Below are 26,908 nucleotides of genomic sequence, written 5' to 3' on the forward strand. Positions count from 1 at the left end.
CTGCCCCGACGCTGGCTTTCAGGGTAGCGAATCGCTCGTCGGGCGGCGTCTGAAACACCCTCGACCAAAGGCCGCAGTCCTCTCCAGGCCGAGGGCGCCTCAGGGCGCGAGCGTCATCCATACCGTCTTCAGCTCGGAATACTCCGCCAGCGAGTGGTGCGACTTGTCGCGGCCGTTGCCCGACTGCTTGACGCCGCCGAAGGGCACCGTCATGTCGCCCCCGGCCCAGTTGTTGACGAACACCTGGCCCGACTGCAGCCGCCGGGCGACACGCATGATGCGGTCGATATCCTGACTCCAGAGCCCGGCGGCCAGCCCGTACTCGCTGTCGTTGGCCAGGTGCACGGCCTGGTCCTCGCTGTCGAAGCCGAACACCGCCAGCACCGGGCCGAACACCTCCTCGCGGCCGATCGCCATCGCCGGGGTCACGCCATCGAACACCGTCGGCGGAATGAACAGCCCGGCCCCCTCCAGCGGCTCGCCGCCGCCGCGCAGTACCGCGCCCTCCGCCACGCCGCGGCGGATGTAGTCGAGCACCCGCTCGTACTGGGTACGATCGACGATCGCGCCCATGAAGCTGGCCGGATCGAGCGGGTCGCCGGGCTGCATGGTCTCGGCCGCCGCCAGCAGCTTGTCGACGAACGCCTCGCGGATCGCATTGTCGACCAGCAGCCTGGATCCGGCGATGCACACCTCGCCCTGGTTGTGGAAGATCGCCTCGGCGGCGTGGCGGGCCACGGCGTCGAGATCCCGGCAGTCGGCGAACACCAGGTTGGGACTCTTGCCGCCGCACTCGAGATACACCCGCTTCAGGTTGGACTGGCCGGCATACTGCATCAGCTGCTTGCCCACCGCGGTGGAGCCGGTGAAGGCCAGGCAGTCGACGCCCATGGACAGCGCCAGCGCCTTGCCCACGGTATGGCCGAAGCCGGGCAGCACCTGGAACACGCCATCGGGCAGGCCGGCTTCCTTCGCCAGCCGGGCGAGACGCAGCGCGGACAGCGGCGACTTCTCGGAGGGCTTGAGGATCACGCTGTTGCCGGCGGCCAGCGCCGGGCCGATCTTCCAGGCGGTCATCATCAGCGGGAAGTTCCACGGCACGATGGCCACCACCACGCCGAGCGGCTCGCGCAGCACCAGACCCAGGCTCTCCTCGCCGGTGGGCGCAACCTCGCCGTAGACCTTGTCGATCGACTCGGCATTGTAGCGAATGCAGTTGATCGCCCCGCTCAGGTCGCCCAGCGAGCTGGTGATCGGCTTGCCCATGTCCAGGGTATCGATCAGCGCCAGCTCGTTCTTGTGGGCCTCCATCAGTTCGGCCAGGCGCAGCAGAATACGCTTGCGTTCGGCCGGTGCCGCCCGGGCCCAGTCTCCGCGTTCCACGGCGGCCAGGGCGTGGCGCACCGCGGCCTCGGCCTCCGGGGCATCGCAGGCGGCCACTTCGGCGAGCATCTCGCCGGTGGCGGGATTGACGGTGGCGAAGCGCTCGCCGCCGGCCGCCTCGACGAAGGCATCCCCGAGCCAGGCGCGGGTCTCGAAGGTCAACTCGCCGGCCAGGCGTTGCCAGTCGGCATGGGTAAACGGATGACTCATGACACTCTCCCGACAGAAGGTCCGTGATCGACGGCAGTCAGCCGTCGCGCCGCTTCGTCCAGCGCGCGGCGGGCCCGCGTCACCAGTTCATCGATCTGATCGCGGGTGATGACCAGCGGCGGCGAGATGATCAGGGTGTCACCCACCGAGCGCATCACCAGCCCCGCCTCGAGGCTCAGGTCGCGGCACAGGTTGCCCACGGCCAGCGCCTTGTCGAAGCGCCGGCCACTCGCCTTGTCGGCGACCAGTTCCAGCGCGCCGATCAGCCCCAGGCTGCGCGCCTCGCCGACCAGCGGATGCGTGGCGAGACTCGTCCAGCGCTCGGCCAGGTAGGGGCCGAGGTCGTCGCGCACGCGTTCGACCACCCCCTCGGCCTCGAGCAGCTCGAGATTCTTGAGCGCTACCGCCGCGCAGACCGGATGCCCCGAGTAGGTGAAGCCGTGGAAGAACTCGCCGCCGGCCTCGATCAGCGTCTCGGCCACCCGGTCGCTCACCAGCACGCCGCCGATCGGCAGGTAGCCCGAGGACAGCCCCTTGGCGATCGGCATCAGGTCGGGTTGCAGACCGTAGTGCTGGCTGCCGAACCATTCGCCCAGCCGGCCGAAGCCGCAGATCACCTCGTCCACCACCAGCAGGATATCGTACCGGGCCAGCACGGCCCTGACCGCCGGCCAGTAGCTGTCGGGGGGAATGATCGCCCCGCCGGCGCCCTGGACCGGCTCGGCGATGAAGGCGGCGACGTTCTCCTCGCCGAGCTCGAGGATCTTGGCCTCCAGCGCCGCGGCGCATTCACGCCCGAAGGCCGCCGGCGTGCGCTCGCGCCCCTCGCCGAACCAGTAGGGCTGGGGCACATGCACGATGCCCGGCACGCCGGGCCCGCCCTGCCCCTGCATCGGCGCCATGCCGCCCAGGCTCATGCCCGCCACGGTGGAGCCGTGGTAGGCATTGTCGCGGGCGATCACGACCTGCTTGTGCGGCTTTCCCTTCAGCGCCCAGTAGTGGCGCACCATGCGCAGCGCGGTATCGTTGGCCTCGGAGCCCGAGCCGGTGAAGAACACCCGGTTGACGTGGTCCGGCGCCAGCGCGCAGAGCTTCTCGGCCAGCCGCACCGCCGGCGGGTGGGTGGTCTTGAAGAAGCTGTTGTAGTAGGGCAGCTCGCGCAGCTGTTCGGCGGCGACCCCGGCCAGCTCCCGGCGGCCGTAACCCAGGTTGACGCACCACAGGCCGGCCATGCCGTCGAGCAGACGCCGCCCCTCGCTGTCGTGGATGTACACGCCCTCGGCCCGGGTGATGACGCGACTGCCCTCCTCGCCGAGCGCCTGGTGGTCGGTGAAGGGGTGCAGGTAGTGCGCCCGGTCGAGGGCCTGCCATTCGCGAGTCGTCGAACTCATGTCACGCGCGCTCACGGTGACACGCGGTGATGCCGACACGGAAACGTTCGATCATGGTCCGCTCCTTTCCAGAACCGTGTTGCCATATTTTCAACATAACGACCATGGACCGGGAATGCCACTTCCGACAGCCACTGACGCTTGTCATTCCACCTGCCAGTCGCGCCCCTGCAACCGTAAAGGATTTGACAACACTTTCCGGCAACGAAAAGATGAAGCACGAGCCACTCGCCGCCAGCAGAGGAAATCGATCATGTCGTCCGCCACCGACCCGGCCGAGGCGCGCGCCTTCCTTGAACAGCACCCGGACATCGAGACGGTGGATCTGCTGATCAGTGACATGAACGGCGTGCTGCGTGGCAAGCGCATCCCGCGGGACAATCTGCGCAAGGCCTATCGCCACGGCATCAACCTGCCGGCGTCGATCTTCGCCCTCGACATCAACGGCAATACCATCGAGGAAACCGGCCTGGGGCTGGCCTCGGGCGACAGCGACCGGGTCTGCCGGCCGATTCCCGGCACGCTGATGACCACGCCCTGGCTACGCGACGGCCGCCAGGCCCAGCTGCTGATGACCATGGAAGAGCGCGACGGCTCGCCCTTCTTCGCCGACCCGCGCCAGCTGCTGCGCCGGCAGCTGACACAGCTGCGCGACCAGGGGCTGACGCCGGTGGTCGCCCTGGAGCTGGAGTTCTACCTGGTCGACCGGCGACGCGACGACAGCGGACTGGCCCGGCCGCCGCTGTCGCCCGGTACCGGCGAGCGCGCCACCCAGAGCCAGCTCTACTCGATCAACGAGCTGGACGACTACGCCGACTTCCTCGACGAGATCCAGCAGGCCGCCCGGGCCCAGGGGCTGCCGCTGGACACCGCCCTGAAGGAGTGTGCCCCCGGGCAGTTCGAGATCAATCTGCTGCACAGCGACGACGCCCTGTTCGCCGCCGACAGCGCCGTGCTGCTCAAGCGCCTGATCCGGGGCGTGGCGCTCAACCACGGCTTCGAGGCCACCTTCATGGCCAAGCCCTATGGCGACGAGGCCGGCAGCGGCGCCCACGTGCACATCAGCCTGGTCGATGACACCGGACGCAACGTGTTCGCCAGCGACGACGAGCACCCGCTGGGCACGGCGCTGCTGCGCCATGCCGTGGGCGGCCTGCTGGAATTGATGCCGGCCTCGATGGCGCTGTTCGCCCCCAACCTCAACGCCTTCCGACGCTTCCAGCCCGGCCTCTACGTGCCCATGGCGCCCGCCTGGGGCTACGACAACCGCTCGGTGGCGGTGCGCATCCCCTCCGGCCCCAATGTCGCGCGACGCCTGGAACACCGGGTCGCCGGGGCCGATGTCAACCCCTACCTGCTGGTGGCGACCCTGCTCGCCTCGATCCAGCATGGCCTGACGCATCGCTGCGAGCCGGACGCGCCCATCGAGGGCAATGCCTACGAGCAGCTCCCGGCGAGCCTCACCAACAGCTGGCAGAAGGCCCTCGACCTGCTGGCGGCCTGTGCGCCGCTGAACGAGCGGCTGGGCCAGGCGTTCGTCCACGTCTACCTGGCCAATCGGCAGGCCGAGCGCGATGCGGCCATGCGCACGGTCAGTCCGCTGGAATACGAGTGGTATCTGAGAAACGTCTGACGACGGCAGGCGACGCCCGCCGGCATGGCGGGCGCCGATGATTGGTGCCGGGGGACGGCCTCAGCCGCGGGTATCGACCACCTCGGCCTTCCATTGGGGCTGGCCGTCGATCAGCGGGACCTGCTGGCGCGCGGGGGCCTCGTCCAGGCGTGTGCGATAGGACTGGCCATCGACGCGGTACTCGACGTCATAGCCGACCACCTTTTCCCGGGTATCGTTGACCTCGTGACAACGCCGTTCGGTCGTGGTGTAGGTATCGCCCTGCTGCATGCGCCCCTGCACCTCGCGACCGGCAAAGCCGCCCGCCACGGCCCCGGCGGCGGTCATCAGCTTCTTGCCGGTACCGCCGCCGAACTGATTGCCCACGACACCGCCGACGATGGCGCCCACGGCCGTGCCGGCGACCCGGTTGGGGTCCTTGGCCGGACGGCTGTGCGTCACCGCCACGTCCTTGCAGACCTGGCGCGGCGACGCGACGCTCTGGGTCACCTTGTCGACCTGGGTCACCTGAGCGAACTTCGGCCCCTGATCGGCCTCGCGTATCTGATAGGCACCGAAGGCCAGGCCACCCAGGCCGAGTACCGACAGTGTGGTGCCGATGATGATGGACTTGTTCATGTCGCCTCCTTTCCGTCAGGACTGACGTCATTGTCATGGCCGTGGCGCGCCGTCTTCGAACAGACAACACACACGACCACCGATCCGGCGTCTGCGGCAAGGCGATGTGCGCACGGCGCCGGGCTCGTCGGCGCCGCCGCGATAAGACAGTGGAAGGATACCCCAGAACAAGTTATCGAACAACGTTTGATTACTGGCCGGCCGGACCGTCAGCGGCCCAGCGCATCGCGCAGCCGGTAGTACCAGGCGCCCAGGCGGGTGAGCGGGACCCGCAGCATGCGCCCGCCGGGGAACGGCAGGTGCGGAATCCCGGCGAAGGCGTCGAAGCGCTCGCCGTGCCCGGCCATGACCTCGGCGATCAGGCGCCCGGCCAGATGGGAGCAGGTCACGCCATGCCCGGAGTAGCCCTGGGCGTAGTAGACGTTGGCGTTGAGACGTCCGAACTGGGGCAGGCGATTCATGGTCAGCAGGAAGGTCCCGCCCCAGGCGTAGTCGATCGCCACGCCCCGGAGCTGCGGGAAGGTCGCCTCCAGCTTGGGCCGGATCGCGCCCTCGATGCTGGCCGGGTCCTGGCCACCGTAGTTCACGCCGCCGCCGTAGATCAGCCGCCGGTCGGCCGACAGCCGATAGTAGTCGAGCAGGTAGTTGCCATCCTCGACGGCCCGGTCGGTGGGCAGGATCTCGCGGGCACTAGCCTCGTCGAGCGGCGCGGTGGCGACCACCTGGGTACTGGCGGGCATCGACCTGCCCTCCAGCGGCGGCAGCAGCCCCGTCATGTAGGCGTTGCCGGCCAGTACCACCCGATCGGCGACGACCCTGCCCTGCGGTGTGTGCAGACGCACCGGCTCGCCGTGCTCGATGCGCGTCACCGGCGTGTGCTCGTGGATCACCCCGCCCAGCGACTCCAGCGCCGCCGCCTCGCCGAGCACCAGGTTGAGCGGATGCAGGTGGCCGCCGGAATGGTCCAGCAGCGCGCCCACGTAGCGCTCACTGCCGATCTCGCGCCGGTAGGCCCTGCCCTCGAGCAGCTCGAGCCGATCGTTGCCGTAGCGTTCCCAGAGCGCCTGGTGCTCGACCAGCGCCTGGAACTGCCGGGCGTTGCAGGCCGCGAACAGGTTGCCCTCCTTGAGATCGCAGGCGATGCCGTAGTGCGCGATGCGCTCGCGGATGATGCGGTTGCCCTCGAAGGCCATGTCGCCCAGCGCGCGGGCCGTGTCGGCGCCGTAGCGCGACTCGATGACATCCATGTCGCGGCTGTAGCTGTTGACGATCTGCCCGCCGTTGCGCCCCGAGGCGCCGAAGCCGACCCGGGTCGCCTCGAGCACCACCACGCGCCGCCCCTGCTCGGCCAGGTGCAGGGCGGCGGAGATCCCGGTGAAGCCGGCCCCCACCACGCAGACATCGCAGCGGGTCTCGCCCGCCAGCGCCGGGCGCTCGGGGGCCGGATTGGCGGACGCGGCGTAGTAGGACGCGACGTGGTCGGTAGCGGCGGATGCCGGCATGGCAAGTCTCCAGAAAGCACAGGATGAGTGATGGCGAAACGCGAACGGGCGTGACGCCTTCAGCGACTCAACGCCTCGGACCAGAGCTGCTGAAGCCACTGCAGCTGCTTGCCCTGGACCGACGGGGCGAAGTGCAGGGCCTGCCGCGCCTCGGCATCGGGCATCACCGGCGGCCGGCGCAGCACGCCGTCGACCTGCTCGAGCGCCGCCGCATTGGGCGTGGTGTAGTAGTTGTAATTGGCCAGCCGGGCGGCCACCGCCGGCTTCAGCATGTAACGCACGAAGGCCCGCGCGGCCTCGGGGTGCGGCGCCCGGGCGGGGATCGCCATGACGTCGACCCAGCGCTGCGAGCCCTCGCGGGGGATGAAGAAGCCGATCTTGCCATAGACGTCGGGGTTTTCCGCCTGCTTCGAGGCCAGGTCGCCATTGTAGGCGATCCCCGCCTGGATCACGCCGCGCGCGAGTTGCTCGATGGTCGCCGTGGCATCGACGAAGCCCACGAAGTTGTCGCGATGGCGGGTCTCGATCACCTGCCTGGCGGCCTTCTTCCAGGGGTCCTGGCCGACACAGTCGAAGCCCTCGCCGAGGTAGGCGCAGGCCGTGCCGAAGGTGAACTGGGCATCGCCCTTGAGCAGCGCGAACGGCTGGTCGGGGTTGACCTCGGGATCGTAGAGCAGCGACCAGCTCGGCTCGGGGTCCGGCCAGATCTCGGTGTTGTAGACGATGCCGGTGGTGCCCCACAGGTAGGGCACGGTATAGCGCCCCTCGGGATCATAGGCTGGCTTGCGGAACTCCTCGAGGATCGCCTCGCGGCCGGCCAGACTCTGCCCTTCCGGGGCCAGCGGCTGTACCAGCCCGGCCTGGATCAGCCGCGGCATGAAGTAGCCGGAGGGCACGATCACGTCATACTGCGAATCGCCGCCGGCGTTGAGCTTGGCGAACAGCTCGGCGTTGGAGTTGTAGTAGTTCTGCACCACCTCGATGCCGGTTTCCTGCTCGAAGTCGGCGATGATCGCGGGGTCCATGTAGTCCGACCAGTTGAACAGGTTGAGCTGCTGCCCGGCCGCCATCGCCGGCAGCGTCATGCCCAGCAGCCCCATCCCCAGCAATCCCTTCCAGCCGTAACCTTGCATGCCTGTCTCCTTGTATTGTTATACGTTGCGTCACACCCGCAGCAGCAGGTGTTCGCGTTCCCAGGAACTGATTACCCCGAAATACGCCGAGTGCTCGGCCCGCTTGACCGCCAGATAACTGTTGGTAAAGCGTTCACCGAGCAGGTCCGACAATGGCCCGCATTCGCGCAGCGCGGCCAGTGCCGGGCCGATGTCGTCGGGCAGCTTGTGGCCGGCCGACCAGGCCGAGCCGACCATCGGCGGGCGCGGGTCGATCTGGGCGAGCATGCCCAGATAGCCGCAGGCCAGCGAGGCGGCCATCGCCAGATAGGGGTTGGCGTCGGCGCCGCCCAGCCGATTCTCGACGCGGGTCGCCTCGGCCGCCCCCACCGGCACACGCAGCCCCACCGTACGATTGTCGAAGCCCCACTCGATGTTGATCGGTGCCGAACCGCTGCTCTCGCTGCGCATCAGCCGGCGGTAGGAGTTGACGTTGGGGGCGAAGAACGGCATGGCCGCCGGCAGGTATTCCTGCAGCCCGCCGATGTAATGATGGAACAGCCGGCTGGGCTCGTCGCCCTCGCCGGCGAACAGGTTCCGGCCGCTCTCGATCGCCACCAGGCTCTGGTGGATGTGCATGGAACTGCCCGGCTCGTTGGCCATCGGCTTGGCCATGAAGGTGGCATACATGCCGTGGCGCAGCGCCACCTCGCGCAGGGTACGCTTGAAGATCACCACCTGGTCGGCCAGCGTGAGCGGGTCGCCGTGCTGGAAGTTGACCTCCATCTGGCCGGCGCCTTCCTCGTGGATCAGCGTATCCAGGTCCAGATTCATGGCTTCGCAGTAGTCGTACATCTCCTCGAACAGCGGGTCGAACTCGTTGACCGCATCGATCGAGAACGACTGGCGACTGCTCTCCTGACGGCCGCTGCGACCGATCGGCGGCTCCAGCGGGTAGTCGGAGTCGGTGTTGGTCTTGACCAGATAGAACTCCACCTCGGGGGCCACCACCGGCCGCCAGCCACGGGCCGCGTAGAGCCCCAGCACGCGCTTGAGCACGCTGCGCGGCGACAGCTCCACCGGCTCGCCGGTCAGGTAGTAGCAGTCATGGATGATCTGCGCGGTGGGGTCGTCGGCCCAGGGCACCAGATAGACGGCACCGGGATCGGGTACCAGCTCCATGTCCCGCTCGGCGGGGTTCCAGAAGCGGATGTCCTCGTCGTCCGGGTAGCCGCCGGTGACGGTCTGGATGAAGATCGAGTCGGGCAGACGCGGCCGCCCGCCGTTGAGATACTTGCCGGCGGGCATGATCTTGCCCTTGAGAATCCCGGTCAGGTCGCTGACCAGGCACTCCACTTCGGTGATGCCATGCGCATGGAACCATTCACTGAGTTCATGGCCGTTACGCTCGCTCATCGGAATATCCTTGCTCGAAAGGCCGGTACCGGCCGCGACGACCCGGGTCGCCGCGGCGGGACACGTCAGCGGGATTGCACTTCGGTCCACAGCTGGTTGAAGGTCTGCAGCTTGTCGCCCTCGAGGCTCGGCGTGAAGTGCAGCTTGTCGATGTCGCTCTCGGCGGGCGTCACCGGCGGCTCGGTCAGCACCTTGTCGAGGTAGGGCTGGGCCGCGGCATTGGGGCTGGAGTAGTAGTTGTAGTTGGACAGCTGGGCGCCGATCTCGGGATCGAGGATGAAGTTGATGAACTTGTGGGCCAGGTCCGGGTGCGGGGCCTGGGCCGGGATCATCATCGAGTCGACCCAGAGCTCGGTCCCCTCGTCGGGAATCATGAACTTGATGTTCTTGAAGGTGTCCGGGTTCTCTTCCTTGTAGAAGAGATAGTCGCCGTTGTAGGAGAGCGAGACGTGGGTCACCCCGCGGGCGAGCTGCTGCAGCGCCGGAGTGCCGTCGACGAAGCCGCTGAAGTTGCCGCGCTGCTTGGTCTTGAGCAGCAGCCTGGCGCTCTCCTTCCAGGCGTCGAGGTCGGTGCAGTCGTAGCCGTGGCCCAGGTAGGCGCAGGCGGCACCCATGCTCACCTGACCGTCGCCCATCATGGCGAACGGATAGCTGGGGTTGACCTCGGGATCGAACAGCAGCGACCAGCTCCTGGGCGCGTCGGGGAAGGTCTCGGCGTTGTAGACGATGCCGGTGACACCGTACTGGTAGGCGGCGGTGTAGTCGCTGCCCGGGTCGTAGGCCGTGTCGCGGAACTTGTCCATGATGTTGTCGAAGTTGGGAAGCTTCGACTTGTCGAGCTTCTGCACCATGCCGGTCTGGATCAGCCGCGGCACATAGTAGTTGGAGGGCACGATGATGTCGTACTGGGAGACGCCGCCGGCCTTGAGCTTGGCGAACATCTCGGGCAGCGAGTTGAAGTAGTTCTGCACCACCTCGACGTCGTACTTGTCCTCGAAGGCCTGGATGATCGCCGGGTCCATGTACTGCGTCCAGTTGAACAGGTACAGCTTCTCCGACGCCGCCTGGGCGCCGCCGGCCAGCAGGAGACCGCCCAGGGCGGTCACGAGACGCGTCTTGATTGTTGTCATGGTGTCGCTCTCTCCTCGGGTTTCAGGGTCAGCGGACGCTCAGCGGCGCCGCGGTCGGTTGAACAGCAGGCTGACCAGCGCCGCCAGCAGCACGGCGCCGATCATCAGCGAGGCGATGGCGTTGATCTCCGGCGTCACGCCCTTCTTGATCGCTCCCCAGATGTAGATCGGCAGCGTGGCGCTTTCCGGGCCGGCGGTGAAGAAGCTGATCACGAAGTCATCGATCGACAGCGTGAACGACAGGAAGAATGCCGAGATCAGCGCCGGCTTGAGCGTGGGGATCAGGAAATGCAGGGCCCGCTTGAACGGCGAGGCGTAGAGGTCCTTGGCCGCCTCGAACAGCGTCGGATCGAGCCCCACGAACCGCGAATAGACGATCAGCGCCACGAAAGGAATCTGGAAGGTGACATGGGCGATGATCATGGTGCCCAGCCCCGGCTCGAGCAGCCCGGTCGCGCGGTTGATCTGCACGAAGAAGGCCATCTCGGAGATGCCGAAGACGATGTCCGGCAGCACGATCGGCAGGTAGATCAGCACGATCAGCCAGCCCAGCCGGCGATGCCGGTGACGATACATGCCATAGCCGATCAGGCAGCCGATCACCAGGGCGATCACCGAGGAGACGATCGCCAGGATCAGGCTGTTGCGAAACGCCGAGAGAATCTGCGCGTTGCCCAGCAGCTGGTGGTACCAGCGCAGCGAGACATCGGCGAAATGCGCGGCGCTGTTCACCGAGTTGAAGGAGAACAGCACCACCACCGCCAGCGGCAGATAAAGAAAGACGAGCGTCAGCCACCAGAAGCCGGCCAGCCCGCGAGCGAGGGTGCGCCGTCTCATATCACCACCTCCTCGCCGCCGCCCAGGCGCCGGCCGATGCGGCGCATGGCGTAGAGGCCGACGAAGGTGGCCAGCAGCATGAGGATCGCCCCGGCGGCGCCCAGCGGCCAGTTGGAGCCCCCCGAGAACTGACGGGCCACCAGGTTGCCGAGCATCATGCTCTTGCCGCCGCCCAGCAGCTCGGGAATCACGTACATGCCGAACGCCGGGATCGCCACCAGCACGGTGCCCGCCAGCAGCCCGGGCAGGGTCTGCGGGAACACCGCATGCCGGAAGGCGCGTACCGGCGAGGCGTAGAGATCCTGAGCGGCCTGCACCTGGGCGACGTCGAGCTTCTCGAAGGCGGCGTAGAGCGGCAGCACCATGAACGGCAGGAAGTTGTAGACCAGCCCCAGGGTCACCGCGAAGTCGGAGGGGTACAGGCCCATGTGCGGACCGATCAGGCCCAGCGACTCGGCCAGGTCGGAGAGCGGCGTGCCCGGCGCCAGCAGGTTCATCCAGCCGAAGGTACGGATCACCTGGTTGGTCCAGGAGGGTACCACCACCGCCAGCAGCATCAGTGGCCGCCATCGCTCGCGACAGGTGGTGATGTAGTAGGCCAGCGGGTAGGCAACGACGACCACCAGCGCTGTGGAGACCACGGTCTGCCACAGCGAGCGCAACAGAGTGTAGAGATTGCCCGGGCTCCAGCCCAGGAAGCCGAATCCGGCGAGCTGCCGGAAGGCATCCAGCGACAGCGGCATCTCCGGCAGGCCGTAGGGGCCGTTGGTCATGAAGGCCACCGCCATCAGGTAGAGGCTGGGCAGGACCAGGAAGACCGTGATCCAGGCGGCCCCCGGCGTCACGCTGAACAGCAGATGCCGGGTCTCGCCGACCACCGCGCGCCGCCGCGACGCCGTCAGGGACGATTCCACCATGATGCCCTCCTCAGGCCGCGACCCGGACCAGGTCTTCGGGACAGACGCCGATGACCACCCGGTCACCGATCTCGTGCATGCGCTGCCCCAGGTTGCTGGCCACGACCATCAGCGGCTGGCCGTTGACCGTCACTCGATACTCGATGCGGCTGCCCCGGTAGAGGCGCTCCTCGACGGTGCCCTCGAGCCGGTTGTAGCCCTCCGGCAGCGCGTCGTCGAGCACCAGGGTCTCGGGGCGGATCAGCAGCCAGCCGTCCGACTCGGCGCGCCGCTCGGCGGGGGCGAGCCGCAGCCAGCCCAGCCGGGTCTCCACCCGGTCGCCGTCGACCGCGGTGATGGCGACCAGGTTGTCGTGGCCCATGAAGCGCGCCACGAAGGCGTTGGCCGGATGCTCGTAGACCTCGCTGGGCGTGCCCACCTGCTGGATGACCCCGCCGTCGAGCACGGCGATGCGATCCGACATCACCATCGCCTCGTCCTGATCGTGGGTGACGAACACGAAGGTCATGCCCAGGCGTTTCTGCAGGCGCTGCAGCTCGACCTGAAGCTGGCTGCGCAGCCCCGCATCGAGCGCCGACAGGGGTTCGTCGAGCAGCAGTACGTCGGGCTCGCAGACCAGCGCCCGGGCCAGGGCGATACGCTGCTTCTGGCCACCCGAGAGCTGGTCGACGCGCCGCTCGACCAGCGAGCCGAGCTGGATGAACTCCGCCACCTCGGCCACCTTGCGCTCGCGCTCGGCGGCCGATTCGCCCCGCATACGCAGGCCGAAGGCCAGGTTGTCGCGCACCGACAGGTGGGGAAACAGGGCGTAGGACTGGAAGACGGTATTGACGCTGCGCCGGTGCGGCGGGGTGTCGGTGACGTCGCGGCCGCCAATCCACAGCCGGCCGGCGTTGGGCTCCTCGAGCCCGGCGAGAATCCGCAGCAACGTGGTCTTGCCGCAGCCGGACGGCCCCAGCAGGGTGAAGAACTCCCCCGCCTCGATGGTCAGGTCGACGCCATCGAGTGCCACGGTGTCCCTGCCGAACCGCTTGTGCAGTCCCTCGAGGCGTATCGATGAAGCCGCGCGCGGCGGAGCACCGCCATCGGCCGCGGCCGTTTCCGCCGCCGCTCGGGTGACCGCCGGGGTCGAATCACTCATCGCACTACTCCCCTTGTTGTTGTCGGACTGTCACGATGCCGTCGCCGGTGCCGCTGGAGAGGCCACGGCCCGGTTCAGAGTCGATCGCGCAACTTGTAGAAGCTGGTCGCCAGCACCAGCAGCGGCATGCGCAGCCACTCGCCGCCCGGAAAGGCATGGTGCGGCATGGCGGCGAAGTGCTCGAAACGCTCGCCTCGCCCCTCGATGGCGTCGGCCAGCAGCTGCCCGGCCAGCCCGGCCAGCGCCATGCCGTGGCCCGAATAGCCTTGAGCGTAGAACAGGTTGCCGTCGAGGCAGCCGAAGTCGGGCGCCCGGTTGCGGGTGATGGCCACATCGCCCCCCCAGCGGTAGTCGATGCGCACCCCCTTGAGCACCGGGAACAGCCGGGCGATCTTGGCGTCCATGCGGGCCTGCAGGCCGCGCGGTTCACGGCCGTTGTAGCTCACCTCGCCGCCGTAGATCAGCCGGCGATCCGCCGAGAGACGGTAGTAGTCGAGCACGAAGTTGGCATCGGACAGCGCATCGTTGCGCGGCAGGACCCGGGCCGCCCGGGCCTCGCCGAGCGGTTCGGTGGCGACGATGTAGTTGGCGGCACGCATGATGCGCCCGGACAGTTCGGGGACCAGCCCGTGCTGGTAGGCATTGGCGGCCAGCACCACCCGATCCGCGCTGACGCTCCCCTGCGGCGTGCGCACGCGAGCCGGCTCACCACGTTCGATGGCGACGACGGGACTGTGCTCGTGGAGGGTGGCCCCGGCCTGCTGGGCGGCACGCGCCAGGCCCAGGGTGTAGTTGAGCGGATGCAGGTGACCGCCCTCGGCATCGTGGAGCGCGGCCGGGTAGGCATCGGTGACCACGTGTTCGCGCAGCGCCTCGCCCTCGAGCAGCGACAGCGCCGGGTAACCGTAGCGTTCGGCCAGGGTATCGCGGAAATGACGCAGCTCGCGCACGTGACGCGGCTTGACCGCGGCGTGCAGGTAACCCCAGGCCAGGTCGCAGGGGATGGCGTGGCGCTCGACGAGGGAAGCGGTCAGGCGCACCGCCTCGCGGCTCATCTCCCAGATGGCCCGTGCACGCTCGAGCCCCAGGGCCTTCTCGATCACGCCGATGTCGGTGCCCAGCCCGGGCAGGATCTGGCCGCCGCTGCGCCCCGAGGCGCCATGACCGACCTCGCCGGCCTCGAGCAGCGCCACGCTGTGACCGCGCTCGGCCAGGTGCAGCGCCGCCGAGCAGCCGGTGACACCACCGCCGATCACGCAGACATCGACCCGGGTCTCGCCCTCCAGGGGGGGCGCCGGCGCGAGGCTGACGGCCACGCTGGCGTTGTAGTAGGAATCTGGGCGTCGCAAGGCGGCAGTCATCGCGAGTATCCCGGCAGGTCGGCCATCCCGTGGCCTGATTGTTGTTGAATTCTTTTACCAGGCGGTGTCAACACCGCAGCAAGTGACGCCTAGTCTGACACCATGAAGACGTCGAATGTCAAGTATTCAATAACAGATAACGACCTGGCGCCGGTAGCCTCAGCGCCCGCCACAGTCCGGACAGGCGGGGTCGCGCGCGATGTTGAAGCGCCGCCATTCCCCCCGCAGGCCGTCGAAGGTGGACAGCCCCTGGTGCACGTGGCCCGCGCCGCTGAGCAGCTTGACCGCCTCGAGCGCCTGAAAGGTGCCGATGACCCCCACCAGCGGCCCCGCCACGCCGCTTTCCGCGCAGCGCAGCTCTTCCTCCTCCCCCGCCTCGGGGGGATAGAGACAGGCGTAGCAGGGCGAGTCCGCGCGGCGCGGGTCGAACACCGCCAGCTGCCCGGAAAAGCGGATCGCCGCGCCCGACACCAGCGGCCGACCGGCGGCCAGGCAGGCCCGGTTGATGGCATAGCGACTGGCGAAGCGATCCGTGCAGTCGAGCACCACGTCGGCCTCGGCCACCGCCGCGTCAAGTGCCTCGCCCTCGAGATGATGACCCAGGGGGCGCACCTCGCAATGGGGGTTGAGCCGCTGCACCGCCGCGGCGGCGGACTCGGCCTTGTTGCGCCCGACATCCGCCTCGCCGTGGGCGATCTGGCGCTGCAGGTTGGTCAGGTCGACGCGGTCGGCGTCCGCCAAGGTCAGCCGCCCCACCCCGGCCGCGGCCAGGTAGAGGGCCACGGGCGAGCCCAGCCCCCCGGCGCCGACCACCAGGGCATGGCCGGCCAGCAGCCGCTCCTGCCCGGCGATGTCGATGGCATCGAGCATGATATGGCGGCTGTAGCGCAGCAGGGCTTCATCATTCATGGCAGGGGCACCAGGCTGGATGGCTATTTCTCGTCGAGTTGCTCGAGCTCGGGGACATGCAGGACGAACTCCTCCTTGACCTCCTCCATCACCACGTAGCTCTTCGATTCCTTGACCCCGGGCAGGGTCAGCACCACGTCGCCGAGCAGCTGGCGATAGGCGGACATTTCGGGAATCCGGCACTTGAGGATGTAGTCGAACTGGCCGGAGACCAGGTGGCACTCCTGGATCTGCGGCAGCTTGGCCACCGCCCGACGAAACTCGTCGAAGACCGTCGGCGACTGGGTTTCCAGGCAGATCTCGACGAATACCAGCAGGTTGGCCTTGAGCGCCCGCGGATCGAGCACGGCCCGGTAGCCGCGGATGATGCCGGCCCGCTCCAGGCGCTTGACGCGCTCCAGACAGGGCGTGGTGGACAGGCCGACCTGCGAGGCCAGGTCGACATAGGAAATGCGGGCGTTTTCCTGCAGGCAGCGCAGGATGTTGAGGTCGATACGGTCCAGCGATCGGGTCTTGGCTTTCATTGTTGGGTCGATTCCCCGCTGCCAATCGGCAGAATGATCATCTGTATTTGCCGCCCGGCAGGGCAGCCGGCGGCAAATACATCACACGAAAGGACATGAAGGCAGCCGAATTCACCATGCCGGCGCACGGCCGCCACACACTCATATCACATTCCCGGGAAGGGGGGCCAGTCACGCCCCGTCGGTCGACGTCCCCGGCCAGCGACCTTCGGTCACCCGGGGCAGCCCGGCCAGATCGGCATGCGTGTGGACCGACGCGAAGCCGGCGGCCCGGAACGCCTCGCGCAGCCACTCGCCCTGTTCCATGCCGTGCTCCAGCAGCAGTCGTCCGCCGGCCAGCAGATGCAGGCGTGCGGCGTCGATCAGGTGCAGGAGGTCCGCCCGCCCCCGGTCCCCGGCCACCAGCGCCGAGACCGGCTCGAAGCGCACGTCGCCGCGCGCCAGGTGCGGATCATCGCCAGCCAGATAGGGCGGATTGGCGACGATCAAGGCAAAGCGCCGCCCGGCCAGGGCGTCGAACCAGTCGCTCTCGTCAAAGGCCACATTGGGGATGCCCAGCCGCGCGGCATTGCGCCGGGCCAGGGCCACGGCCGCCGCAATCCGGTCGACCCCGATGACCCGCCAGCCCGGCCGCTCGCTGGCCAGCGCCAGGGCGATCGCGCCGCTGCCGGTGCCGAGGTCGAGCACCGCCGCCGACTCGGGGGTGTCGCCGGCCAGCGCCGCCTCGACCAGGGTTTCCGTGTCAGGACGCGGGATCAGCGTGGTCGCCTCGGTCAGCAGGGGCAGCCCCCAGAACTCGCGCTCGCCGGTCAGGTAGGCCACCGGTTGCCCCCGGTCGCGGGCCGCCACCAGGGCCTCGAAGCGTGCCCGCTCGAAGCCGTCGAGCTCGCGATCGCCCCAAGTATACAGCCAGGTCCGGTCGCGCCTGAGCACGTGGGCCAGCAGCACCTCGGCATCGAGGCGCGGCGTCGGCGACCCGGCCGCCGTCAGGCGTGTCGTGGCCTCGGCCAGCAGACGGTCGATGCGCATCAGGCGTCCTGCAGGCTGGCCAGCCGCTCGGCCTGGTACTCGTTGACCAGCGGCCCGATCACCTCGTCCAGTTCGCCGGCCATCACCTCGCCCAGCTTGTAGAGCGTCAGGTTGATGCGGTGATCGGTGATCCGGCCCTGCGGGAAGTTGTAGGTGCGGATGCGCTCGCTGCGGTCCCCCGAGCCGACCAGCGACTTGCGGGCGTCGGCCTGCTGACGGCGCTGGCTGTCCACGGCCTCCTGCTTGAGCCGCGCGGCAAGCAGCGCCATCGCCTTGGCGCGGTTCTTGTGCTGGCTGCGCTCCTCCTGACACTCCACCACCAGGCCGCTGGGCAGGTGGGTGATGCGGATCGCCGAGTCGGTGGTGTTGACGTGCTGGCCGCCGGCGCCGCTGGAGCGGAAGGTGTCGACCCGCAGGTCGTTGGGGTCGATGTCGATGTCGCCGACCGCCTCGACCTCGGGCATCACCGCCACGGTGCAGGCCGAGGTGTGGATGCGACCCTGGGACTCGGTGGCCGGCACCCGCTGCACGCGATGCGCGCCGGACTCGAACTTGAGCCGGGCATAGACGCCCTCGCCGCGCACCCGGGCGATGATCTCCTTGTAGCCGCCCTGCTCGCCGTGGCTGGCGCTGACCACCTCGACCTTCCAGCCGACCTTCTCGGCATGGCGCGAGTACATGCGGAACAGGTCGCCGGCGAACAGCGCCGCCTCGTCGCCGCCGGTGCCGGCACGGATCTCCAGGAAGACGTTGCGATGGTCGTCGGGGTCCTTCGGCACCAGCAGCTGCTTGAGCTGCACATCCAGGGCCGCCAGCCGCTCGCGCCCGTCCTGCAGCTCGGCCTCGGCCATCTCGCGCATGTCGGCGTCGCTGTCGTCGCACAGCTGCTCGGCCTCGGCGATATCCGCCTCCGTGCCCCGGTAGGCCTGCCACGTCTCGACCAGCGGCTCGAGCTCGGCATACTCGCGGGAATAGTCGCGAAAGCGCGCCTGATCCCCGATCACCTCGGGGTCCGCCAGCAGGGCGGCCAGCTCCTCGAAACGGTCCTGAAGGCTTTCCAGACGGTGGCGCAATGAGGCTTTCATGCAGTGTCCTATTCCGGGTCCTGGGAGGGCGCGGCGGGGTCGAGCAGCAGGCTTTCGGCCGCCTGGATGAGGTCGTGACGCTCGGCGCCCGAGGCCTCGCGCAGGCGCAGGGTCGGTCCGTGCAGCAGGCGGTTGGTGAGCTGCTGGCTGAGCCGGCGCAGGATCTTTTCCGGGTCGCCGCCCCGCGCCAGCTGGGCCAGCGCCTGGGCCTCGGCGGCCTGGCGCTGCGCCTCGCCCTGCTCCCGATAACGGCGGATCAGATCGCCCGCACCCCGAACCCGGCGCTCGTGAAGCCACTGCCCCACGCCCTGGTCGATCAGCTCCTCGGCCTGACGGGCCGCGACCTGGCGGTGCCGTCGATTCTCCTCGATCACCTCGTGGAGGTTGTCGACGGTATACAGGAAGACGTCGTCGAGCTCGCCCACCTGGGGCTCGATGTCCCGCGGCACGGCGATGTCGACCATGAAGATCGGACGGTGACGACGCACCTTGAGCGCCCGCTCGACCATGCCCTTGCCGAGAATCGGCAGCGGGGCCGCCGTGGAGGTGATGACGATGTCGGCCTGCTCCAGGGCGCGCGGGATCTCGCCCAGCGCGATGGCCTCGGCGCCGAACTCGCCGGCCAGCTGCTCGGCCCGTTCGCGGGTGCGGTTGGCCACGGTCAGCTCCCGCACGCCCGCTTCATGGAGGTGGCGCGCGACCAGCTCGATGGTCTCGCCGGCCCCTACCAGCAGCGCCCGGGAACGCGAGAAGTCGTCGAAGATGCGACTCGCCAGGCTGACCGCGGCATAGGCCACCGACACCGGGTTCTCGCCGATGCCGGTCTCGGTGCGCACCTGCTTGGCCACCGCGAAGGTGTGCTGGAACAGCCGCTCCAGCTCGCCGCCCAGCCCCTTGACCTGGCGCGCCTGCTGGTAGGCATCCTTGATCTGACCGAGGATCTGCGGCTCGCCCAGCACCATCGAGTCCAGCCCCGAGGCGACACGCATCAGATGCCGGGCCGCGGCGTCGTCGAGGTAGTGGTAGGCACAGCGCATCAGTGATTCGACCGGCAGGCCGTGGAAGCCACCGAGCCACTCCAGCAGCGGCCGCTCGCCCTGCGACTGAATGACGCAGTAGAGTTCGGTGCGATTGCAGGTCGAAAGCACCGCGGCCTCGTCGACCACCGGCAATGCCTTGAGCTGCGCCAGGGCGGCTTCCAGCTGCTCGGGCGTGAAGGCAACCTGTTCGCGTACCGCCACGTCCGCGGTCTTGTGATTGATTCCCAGAGCGAGAAGGGTCATTGCAGTCAGGGTCGTTGAGTCCTAGGCGATCGAGAACACCCCGGGTCGGACGGCAGGAGCCACGCGGGCTCACGGCACGACCTGGCGGCGCGGTCATGCGGCATGACCTTGAGTGACTGGCCGTTTTCGGCGCCCCAGTCTATCACAGCACGCTCCGACATGGGGACGCGCCCGGCGACACGCAACCCCAGACGGCCCCCGCCCGGCCCGCCACGACTTTGCCCGCCCCCGGCGAACCGGTATGCTGACATCTCGGCCCGGCCCTGCCGGCAGGGAGGCGTTCCGGGGGCCTCGGGAAAGGCCCGCGACGAGCGGTTCACGACATAGAGGACGGCATGCACGCACGCTGGCTTGTGACGACACTGACCGCCACCTGGCTGGCGGGTTGCCAGACCCTTTCACCGCCCCCGCCGGCGGACCCCATGGCCTCGGCCCCGCCCGTGGAATCGGGACTGGACGCCGCGGGCCTGACCACCCTGATCAGCGCCGAGCTGGCCGGCCAGCGTGGCGACTTCGCCCGCGCCACCCGGGGCTACCTAGACGCCGCGCAACGCTATCATTCCGCCGCCCTGGCCGAACGCGCCACCCTCGCCGCCCGCTACGCCGACGACCGCAAGCTGCTCGAACGGGCCGCGCGCCGCTGGCAGGCGCTGGCGCCGGATGCCGAGGCGCCCGCCCGCCTGCTCGCCGGCCTGGCCATGGAGCGCGGCGACTGGCTGGACAGCCTGAATCAGCGCCTGACCCTGGCGGCGCGCGGCGGCCAGGGGGATCTCACCGGCTTCGCCGAGACCGCCATCGAGCAGAAGGCCGCCCCGGCACCGCTGATCGCGCGCCTGCAGGACTTCCTTGCCGAGCACGACGACCAGCCGCAGGCGCAGCTGGCCACGGCCCTGCTGGAGGCCGCCGGGGGCGACACCCGGCGCGCCGAGACGCGCCTGTCGCGACTCGCCGAGCGTCACCCGGCGCTTCCCGGGCTCTGGCTGGCCCGCACGCGCCTCGCCCTGCAGGAAGACCGCTACGCCGCCGCCCGCGATGCCGCCCGCCGTGGGCTCGAGGCCGCGCCCGACGACAGCCGCCTGACCCTGCTGCTGGCCCAGGCGCAGCTGCGCCTGGGCAACGTCGACGCTGCCGAGTCGCGCATCGACACGCTGCTCGAGCGCCATTCCGACGCCCCGCAACTGCGCCTGGCCCTGGCCCGCCTGTATCTCGAGGAAGGCTACCCGGCCCCCGCCAAGCGCCTGCTGCTGCCGCTTATCGAACAGGACGACGCCTCGCCGACGGCCTTCATTCTGCTGGGCATGATCGCCGAGACCGAAGGCGAGGTGGACAACGCCCTGCTCTACTATCGCCAGGTTCCGCCCGGCGACGGCTTCCTCGACGCCCGCCGGCGGGCCGCGCAGATGCTGGCCGAGCACGACCGGCTGCCCGATGCCCGGACCTTCCTGCACGTCGAACGCCTGCGTCATCCCGAGTCCTATGGCGATCTGGCGGCGATCGAGATCCAGCTGCTGCGCGAGCATCAGCACGATGCCGAGGCCGACGCCCTGCTCGAGCGCGCCCTGGCGCGTCACCCCGACGACACCCAACTGCGCTTCATGCGCGGCATGCGCCGCTATCAGCAGGGCAATATCACCGGCATGGAGCGGGACCTGCGCCATATCCTCGCGCAGCAGCCCGACGACGCCGCGGCCCTGAACGCCCTCGGCTACACCCTGCTCGACGAGACCGACCGCCTCGACGAGGCGCGCCCACTGATCGAGAAGGCCTACCGCCTCGCGCCCGACAACCCGGCGGTCATCGACAGCATGGGCTGGCTGCAGTACAAGCTCGGTCGGCCGCAGCAGGCGCTGGTCCACCTGCGCGAGGCCTATCGGCGCCAGCCCGACCAGGAGATCGCCGCCCACCTGGCGGAAGTGCTGTGGCAGCAGGGCCAGCGCGCGGACGCCCGCCGCCTGGTGGCCGAGGCCCTCGAACGCTTCGACTCGCGCCCCCGGATCGAGGCGCTGATCCAGCGCATCCCGGCCCTCGCGCCCACCCATGCCCGACCGGAGTGACCCATGCGATCTCTTACCGTTCCCACACTGCTGCTCGCCCTGCTGACGCTGGCGGGCTGCGCCAGCCAGGCCCCGTCGCCGGAACAGCCCCGCGAGCGCGGTGACTGGCAGGCCCAGAAGGCCCGACTGGAAGCCTTTGATCACTGGCGCCTGGCCGGCAAGGTCGGTCTGCGCACGCCCGACGACGCCACCAGCGCCAATCTCGACTGGGTCCAGCGCGCCTCGCGCTACCGGATGCTGATCAGCGGCCCCTTCGGCAGCGGCCGCAGCGTCCTCGAGGGCGGCCCCGACGGGGTCGTGCTGACCACCGGCAAGGGCCGCTTCACCGCCGATACCCCGGAACGGTTGATGGAACAGCAGCTCGGCTGGTCGCTGCCCGTCTCGGCGCTCGACGACTGGGTGCGCGGCCTGCCGGCGCCGATCGTCGCGCACCGCCTGACCCGCGACGACCGGGGCTTTCCCCTGCAGCTGCACCAGGCCGGCTGGACCATCGACTACCGTGACTGGACCCGTGCCGGCGGCCTGTGGCTGCCCAGTCGCGTGGTGATGACCTTCCCCGGCCTGCGCGCCACCCTGGTGGTCAAGGAATGGCACCCCGACCCGGAGTCCGCATGACCTCACTGAGCCTGCCGGCGCCGGCCAAGCTCAACCGCCTGCTGCACATCACCGGGCGCCGCGCCGACGGCTATCACGAGCTGCAGACGCTGTTCCAGCTGCTCGACACCGGCGATACCCTGCATTTCACGCCCCGCGACGATGGCCGCATCACCCTTTCGCCGGCCGTGCCCGGCGTGGCCCACGCGGACAACCTGGTGGTGCGTGCTGCCACCCTGCTGCAGCAGGCCAGCGGCTGTCGCCTCGGCGCCGACATCCGCCTCGACAAGCGACTGCCGATGGGCGGCGGGCTGGGCGGCGGAAGCTCCAACGCGGCGACCACCCTGCTGGGACTCGACCGGCTCTGGGGGCTGGGGCTCGACCTCGACGCACTGGCCGGGCTGGGCCTGACGCTGGGCGCCGACGTGCCGGTCTTCGTGCGGGGCCGCTCCGCCTGGGCCGAGGGCATCGGCGAACGCCTCGTCCCGGTGTCCCTCGACGCCGGCTGGTTCGTGGTCGTTCACCCCGGCGTCGCGGTGTCCACGCCGGCGGTGTTCCAGGCCCCCGAATTGACACGGGACACCCCCCCCATTACCATAGCGCGCGCATTGCAGGAGGGGCCGATCGCCTGGCGCAACGACTGCCAGTCGACCGTTCGCGCGCTCTACCCGGCCGTGGGCGAGGCACTCGACTGGCTGTCGCGACATGCGCCGAGCCTGCTGACCGGCACCGGCGCCTGCGTGTTCTGCCATTTGACGCAGGAATCCGAGGCCGATAGGATACTGTCCCGTGTCGGCGAGGGCTGGCAGGCCTTCAAGGCTCGCGGCTGCGACACCTCACCCCTCCATCGGGCGCTGGGCCTGCTCTGAACGGCTTGCCGGCGCTGCCGTGGTTGCGATCGTGACCCGATGTCGCGATGAGTTCGGGAAGTCATGACTACTGGGGTATAGCCAAGTGGTAAGGCAGCGGTTTCTGGTACCGCCATTCCCAGGTTCGAATCCTGGTACCCCAGCCATTCCTTCCGGACGCGACCGCACAATCCCGCTCCTGAGATCCCCCAAGACTCCAAAGGTGGCTGCGCGTGTCTAAATTGATGGTTTTCGCCGGGAACGCCAATCCCGAACTCGCCCGCAAGGTAGCCGAGGCCCTCGACAATCGGCTGGGCCACGCCACGGTCGGCCAGTTCAGCGACGGCGAGATCGCGGTCGAGATCAACGAGAACGTTCGCGGCAAGGACGTCTTCATCCTGCAGTCCACCTGCGCCCCGACCAACGACAACCTGATGGAACTGATCTTCATGGTGGATGCCCTGCGTCGCGCGTCCGCCACCCGGATCACCGCCGTGGTGCCCTACTTCGGCTACGCCCGTCAGGATCGCCGGGTGCGCTCCGCCCGCGTGCCGATCTCCGCCAAGGTGGTCGCCGACATGATGGTCAAGGCCGGCGTCGACCGGGTGATGACCATGGACCTGCACGCCGACCAGATCCAGGGCTTCTTCGACGTGCCGGTGGACAACGTCTACGGCTCGCCGATCCTGCTCGACGACATCGAGCGCCAGAACTACGACGATCTGGTAGTGGTCTCGCCGGACGTCGGCGGCGTGGTGCGGGCCCGCGCCATCGCCAAGCAGCTCAACGCCGATCTGGCGATCATCGACAAGCGCCGCCCGCAGGCCAACCAGGCCCAGGTCATGCACATCATCGGCGACATCGACGACCGCACCTGCGTGGTGGTCGACGACATGGTCGATACCGCCGGCACCCTGTGCAAGGCCGCCGAGGCCCTCAAGGATCACGGCGCCCGTCGCGTCGTCGCCTACGCCACGCACCCGATCCTGTCGGGCCCGGCTGTCGACAACATCAGCGGCTCGGTACTTGACGAACTCGTCGTGGCCGATACCATTCCGCTTTCCGAACCGGCGCGCCGCAGCGGCAAGATTCGCCAGCTGTCGGTGGCCGGGCTGATCGCCGAGGCCATCCGCCGGGTCAGCAACGAGGAATCCGTGAGCGCGATGTTCCACTGAGCGCTTGCATCGGGGCATTTCGCCCCGGAACGTGCGCCGTGAGGCGCTGATCGGAAACGGCATCGTCTGGTCGCGGGCGATGCCGCTTCCTTATTTCGACCCCGAGAGGTTAACCATGTCCGACTATCAACTGACCGCCAACGTTCGAACCGACCTGGGGAAAGGTGCGAGCCGCCGCCTGCGTCGCGAGAACCAGCAAGTCGCCGCCATCATCTACGGCGGCGAGAAGGCCCCGCAGCCGATCACCATCGACAAGCCGGGCTTCTACAAGGCGCTTGAAGAGGAAGCCTTCTTCTCCTCGATCATCACCATCGATGTCGACGGCACCCAGGAGCAGGTCGTCATTCGTGACCTGCAGCGCCATCCGTACAAGGCGCTGATCACCCATGCCGACTTCCTGCGTGTCGACGCCACCCACGCCATGACCCTGAACGTCCCGCTGCACGTGCTGGGCGAGGAAGAGTGCAAGGGCATCAAGGAAGACGGCGGCGTCCTCCACGTGCTGGCCACCGAAGTCCAGATCAGCTGCCTGCCGAAGGACCTGCCGGAGTACCTCGAGGTCGACATCAGCGGCCTGGGCCTGGGCGAAACCCTGCACCTGTCCGACCTCAAGCTGCCGGCCGGCGTGACCCTGGTCGAGCTGAGCCACGGCGAGTCTCACGACGCCGGTGTGGTCAGCATCACCCGCCCGACCCGCGGCACCGCGAGTGAAGGCAGCGACGACGAGGAAGCCGCCGAAGGCGAAGAAGGCCAGTCCGAAGAGTAAGACGTCGGACGCCTGGCAACCACCCGCGAGACAAGGCCCCGCATGAGTCAAGTGAAAGCGATCATCGGCCTGGGCAATCCCGGCCCCGAGTACGCCGACACCCGTCACAATGCGGGCGCCTGGCTGGTGGAAGCCATTGCGCGCGACAGCCACGCGCCGCTGCGCATGGAGAAGAAGTTCCTCGGCCAGTACGCCAAGGTCCACTTCAGCGGTCGGGACGTGCACCTGCTCAACCCGACCACTTTCATGAATCGCAGCGGCGCCGCTGTCGCCGCGCTCTGCCAGTTCTTCAAGCTCGCGCCCAATGAGCTGCTCGTCGCCCACGACGAGCTCGACATCGCCCCCGGCACCGCCCGCTACAAGACCGGCGGCGGCCACGGCGGCCACAACGGCCTGCGCGACACCATCAGCGCGCTGGGCAACTGCAGGGACTTCCACCGCCTGCGCCTCGGCATCGGCCACCCCGGCAACGCCAGGCAGGTCACCAACTACGTGCTGGGCCGTCCCGGCAAGGCCGAGCGTCAGGCCATCGACGCCGCCATCGACGAATGCCTCGCCACCCTGCCCGACGCCCTCGCCGGCGACTGGGCCCGAGCCATGAACCGGCTGCACAGCTTTCAGCCATAAGCCGCAAGCCGGCGAGCGTCTCCCCAGGCCCGAGATCCAGCTTTTCCTGACAGATTGAAGCTCAGGGCTACGGATGCAGTCCGATGGCAGCTTCCGGTCGCCCGGGGGCGAGTGCCATGCCGGTTGTTCTTAACGCTTAAAGCTTACAGCCCGGTCGCGTAGAATACCGGCCAATCACACTCCTCGAACACTCTTTCCAGGAAGATCCCATGGGATTCAACTGCGGCATCGTCGGCCTGCCCAACGTCGGCAAGTCCACCCTCTTCAATGCGCTCACCAAGTCCGGCATCGACGCCGAGAACTTCCCCTTCTGCACCATCGAGCCCAACACCGGCATCGTGCCGATGCCCGATCCGCGGCTCGACAAGCTCGCCGAGATCGTCAAGCCCGAGAAGGTCATTCCCACCACCATGGAATTCGTCGACATCGCCGGTCTGGTGGCGGGCGCCTCCAAGGGTGAAGGCTTGGGCAACCAGTTCCTCGCCAACATCCGCGAGACCGACGCCATCGCCCATGTGGTGCGCTGCTTCGACAACGACAACGTCATTCACGTGGCCAACCAGGTCGACCCGCGGGCCGATATCGAGACCATCAACCTGGAGCTGGCGCTGGCCGATCTGGACAGCGTCGAGCGCGCCATCCAGCGCCTGACCCGAGTGGTCAAGGGCGGCGACAAGGAAGCGATCGCCACCAAGGCGATTCTCGAGCGCATCCAGCCGCACCTGGCCGAGGGGCTGCCGCTGCGCAGCGTCGGCCTGTCCGATGACGAGAAGCGCCAGCTCAAGAGCTACGGCTTCCTGACGCTCAAGCCAACCATGTACATCGCCAACGTCAACGAGGACGGCTTCGAGAACAACCCGCACCTCGACACGGTTCACGAGATCGCCGCCGAGGAAGGCGCCGTGGTGGTGCCGGTCTGCAACCAGCTGGAGGCCGAAATCGCCGAGCTGGAGGACGAGGAACGGGCGATGTTCCTCGACGAGATGGGCATGGAGGAGCCGGGGCTCGACCGGGTGATTCGCGCCGGCTACCGCCTGCTCGGCCTGCAGACCTACTTCACCGCGGGGGTCAAGGAGGTCCGCGCCTGGACGGTCAGGGTCGGCGCCACCGCCCCGCAGGCGGCCGGGGTCATCCACACCGACTTCGAGAAGGGCTTCATCCGCGCCGAAGTGGTCGCCTATGACGACTTCGTCTCCCTCGGCGGCGAATCCGGCGCCAAGGAAGCCGGCAAGTGGCGCCTGGAAGGCAAGGACTACATCGTCGCCGATGGCGATGTCATCCACTTCCGTTTCAACGTATAAGCCCTTGCCAGGGCGATATTTCTTGACAGCTCAGAAGCTTGGGCGTATTATTCGCCCTCGTT

24 protein-coding genes and 1 tRNA gene are annotated in these 26,908 nt (G+C 68.5%); 9 read left to right on the forward strand and 16 right to left on the reverse strand.

What is annotated here, in order from left to right:
* Positions 1–99 precede the first annotated feature (99 nt).
* Entirely contained in the window at positions 100–1,593 is a 1,494-nt protein-coding gene (locus G7A98_RS11955; RefSeq protein WP_163649904.1) for an aldehyde dehydrogenase, read from the reverse strand.
* Complete coding sequence (locus G7A98_RS11960) at positions 1,590–2,984, reverse strand: aspartate aminotransferase family protein (RefSeq protein ID WP_163649905.1); 1,395 nt, start codon at positions 2,982–2,984, stop codon at positions 1,590–1,592. The genes G7A98_RS11955 and G7A98_RS11960 overlap by 4 nt, the downstream gene beginning before the upstream one ends.
* 253 nt (positions 2,985–3,237) lie before the next feature.
* On the opposite strand from G7A98_RS11960, the gene G7A98_RS11965 reads away from it, so the two are divergent.
* Complete coding sequence (locus tag G7A98_RS11965) at positions 3,238–4,617, forward strand: glutamine synthetase family protein (protein ID WP_163649906.1); 1,380 nt, start codon at positions 3,238–3,240, stop codon at positions 4,615–4,617.
* Positions 4,618–4,677: 60 nt separating this feature from the next.
* Here G7A98_RS11965 and G7A98_RS11970 read toward each other — a convergent pair whose 3' ends face one another.
* From G7A98_RS11970 to hemA, 14 genes are all read right to left on the reverse strand, one after another.
* A complete protein-coding gene (locus G7A98_RS11970; RefSeq protein WP_163649907.1) occupies positions 4,678–5,235 on the reverse strand; it encodes a glycine zipper 2TM domain-containing protein in 558 nt (185 codons plus the stop codon).
* 209 nt (positions 5,236–5,444) lie between these two features.
* Positions 5,445–6,737, reverse strand: coding sequence for an FAD-binding oxidoreductase (locus tag G7A98_RS11975; protein ID WP_163649908.1), 1,293 nt, complete (start codon positions 6,735–6,737; stop codon positions 5,445–5,447).
* A 59-nt stretch (positions 6,738–6,796) separates the two neighbouring features.
* Positions 6,797–7,870, reverse strand: a complete 1,074-nt coding sequence (locus G7A98_RS11980; RefSeq protein WP_163649909.1) for a spermidine/putrescine ABC transporter substrate-binding protein — start codon at positions 7,868–7,870, stop codon at positions 6,797–6,799.
* A 30-nt stretch (positions 7,871–7,900) separates the two neighbouring features.
* A complete protein-coding gene (locus tag G7A98_RS11985; RefSeq protein WP_163649910.1) occupies positions 7,901–9,265 on the reverse strand; it encodes a glutamine synthetase family protein in 1,365 nt (454 codons plus the stop codon).
* Between the two features lie 65 nt (positions 9,266–9,330).
* Complete coding sequence (locus G7A98_RS11990) at positions 9,331–10,395, reverse strand: spermidine/putrescine ABC transporter substrate-binding protein (RefSeq protein ID WP_163649911.1); 1,065 nt, start codon at positions 10,393–10,395, stop codon at positions 9,331–9,333.
* Positions 10,396–10,434: 39 nt separating this feature from the next.
* On the reverse strand, positions 10,435–11,232 hold the full coding sequence (locus tag G7A98_RS11995) for an ABC transporter permease (RefSeq protein ID WP_163649912.1): 798 nt from the start codon (positions 11,230–11,232) through the stop codon (positions 10,435–10,437).
* On the reverse strand, positions 11,229–12,149 hold the full coding sequence (locus G7A98_RS12000) for an ABC transporter permease (protein WP_163649913.1): 921 nt from the start codon (positions 12,147–12,149) through the stop codon (positions 11,229–11,231). Before G7A98_RS12000 ends, G7A98_RS11995 begins: the two co-directional genes overlap by 4 nt.
* Positions 12,150–12,159: 10 nt before the next feature.
* On the reverse strand, positions 12,160–13,290 hold the full coding sequence (locus tag G7A98_RS12005; RefSeq protein ID WP_163649914.1) for an ABC transporter ATP-binding protein: 1,131 nt from the start codon (positions 13,288–13,290) through the stop codon (positions 12,160–12,162).
* A 74-nt stretch (positions 13,291–13,364) separates the two neighbouring features.
* Positions 13,365–14,651: an FAD-binding oxidoreductase gene (locus tag G7A98_RS12010; RefSeq protein WP_163649915.1), complete on the reverse strand. Its 1,287-nt coding sequence runs from the start codon at positions 14,649–14,651 to the stop codon at positions 13,365–13,367.
* Between the two features lie 159 nt (positions 14,652–14,810).
* Positions 14,811–15,560, reverse strand: coding sequence for a molybdopterin-synthase adenylyltransferase MoeB (gene moeB, locus G7A98_RS12015; protein WP_163649916.1), 750 nt, complete (start codon positions 15,558–15,560; stop codon positions 14,811–14,813).
* Between the two features lie 23 nt (positions 15,561–15,583).
* The gene (locus G7A98_RS12020; RefSeq protein WP_163649917.1) at positions 15,584–16,084 is read right to left on the reverse strand and encodes an Lrp/AsnC ligand binding domain-containing protein; all 501 of its coding nucleotides are present in this window, start codon (positions 16,082–16,084) and stop codon (positions 15,584–15,586) included.
* A 171-nt stretch (positions 16,085–16,255) separates the two neighbouring features.
* Positions 16,256–17,113: a peptide chain release factor N(5)-glutamine methyltransferase gene (gene prmC / locus G7A98_RS12025; protein WP_163649918.1), complete on the reverse strand. Its 858-nt coding sequence runs from the start codon at positions 17,111–17,113 to the stop codon at positions 16,256–16,258.
* Positions 17,113–18,198, reverse strand: coding sequence for a peptide chain release factor 1 (gene prfA / locus G7A98_RS12030; RefSeq protein ID WP_163649919.1), 1,086 nt, complete (start codon positions 18,196–18,198; stop codon positions 17,113–17,115). The genes prmC and prfA overlap by 1 nt, the downstream gene beginning before the upstream one ends.
* An 8-nt stretch (positions 18,199–18,206) precedes the next feature.
* Positions 18,207–19,481: a glutamyl-tRNA reductase gene (gene hemA / locus G7A98_RS12035; RefSeq protein ID WP_163649920.1), complete on the reverse strand. Its 1,275-nt coding sequence runs from the start codon at positions 19,479–19,481 to the stop codon at positions 18,207–18,209.
* Positions 19,482–19,816: 335 nt separating this feature from the next.
* On the opposite strand from hemA, the gene G7A98_RS12040 reads away from it, so the two are divergent.
* The 8 genes from G7A98_RS12040 to ychF all read left to right on the forward strand — a co-directional run bounded on the left by G7A98_RS12040 (position 19,817) and on the right by ychF (position 26,846).
* On the forward strand, positions 19,817–21,535 hold the full coding sequence (locus G7A98_RS12040) for a tetratricopeptide repeat protein (RefSeq protein WP_240464741.1): 1,719 nt from the start codon (positions 19,817–19,819) through the stop codon (positions 21,533–21,535).
* 3 nt (positions 21,536–21,538) lie between these two features.
* The gene (lolB, locus tag G7A98_RS12045; protein WP_163649921.1) at positions 21,539–22,150 is read left to right on the forward strand and encodes a lipoprotein insertase outer membrane protein LolB; all 612 of its coding nucleotides are present in this window, start codon (positions 21,539–21,541) and stop codon (positions 22,148–22,150) included.
* Positions 22,147–22,998, forward strand: coding sequence for a 4-(cytidine 5'-diphospho)-2-C-methyl-D-erythritol kinase (gene ispE, locus G7A98_RS12050; protein ID WP_163649922.1), 852 nt, complete (start codon positions 22,147–22,149; stop codon positions 22,996–22,998). The genes lolB and ispE overlap by 4 nt, the downstream gene beginning before the upstream one ends.
* A gap of 71 nt (positions 22,999–23,069) precedes the next feature.
* A tRNA-Gln gene (locus G7A98_RS12055) sits at positions 23,070–23,144 on the forward strand.
* A 66-nt stretch (positions 23,145–23,210) separates the two neighbouring features.
* A complete protein-coding gene (locus G7A98_RS12060) occupies positions 23,211–24,152 on the forward strand; it encodes a ribose-phosphate pyrophosphokinase (protein WP_205596265.1) in 942 nt (313 codons plus the stop codon).
* 115 nt (positions 24,153–24,267) lie between these two features.
* Positions 24,268–24,918, forward strand: a complete 651-nt coding sequence (locus tag G7A98_RS12065) for a 50S ribosomal protein L25/general stress protein Ctc (protein WP_163649923.1) — start codon at positions 24,268–24,270, stop codon at positions 24,916–24,918.
* 42 nt (positions 24,919–24,960) lie between these two features.
* Positions 24,961–25,545: an aminoacyl-tRNA hydrolase gene (pth, locus tag G7A98_RS12070; RefSeq protein ID WP_163649924.1), complete on the forward strand. Its 585-nt coding sequence runs from the start codon at positions 24,961–24,963 to the stop codon at positions 25,543–25,545.
* Between the two features lie 209 nt (positions 25,546–25,754).
* Positions 25,755–26,846: a redox-regulated ATPase YchF gene (gene ychF, locus G7A98_RS12075; protein ID WP_163649925.1), complete on the forward strand. Its 1,092-nt coding sequence runs from the start codon at positions 25,755–25,757 to the stop codon at positions 26,844–26,846.
* Positions 26,847–26,908: the final 62 nt, after the last annotated feature.

Source organism: Modicisalibacter sp. 'Wilcox' (assembly GCF_010993675.1).
Classification (GTDB): domain Bacteria; phylum Pseudomonadota; class Gammaproteobacteria; order Pseudomonadales; family Halomonadaceae; genus Modicisalibacter; species Modicisalibacter tunisiensis.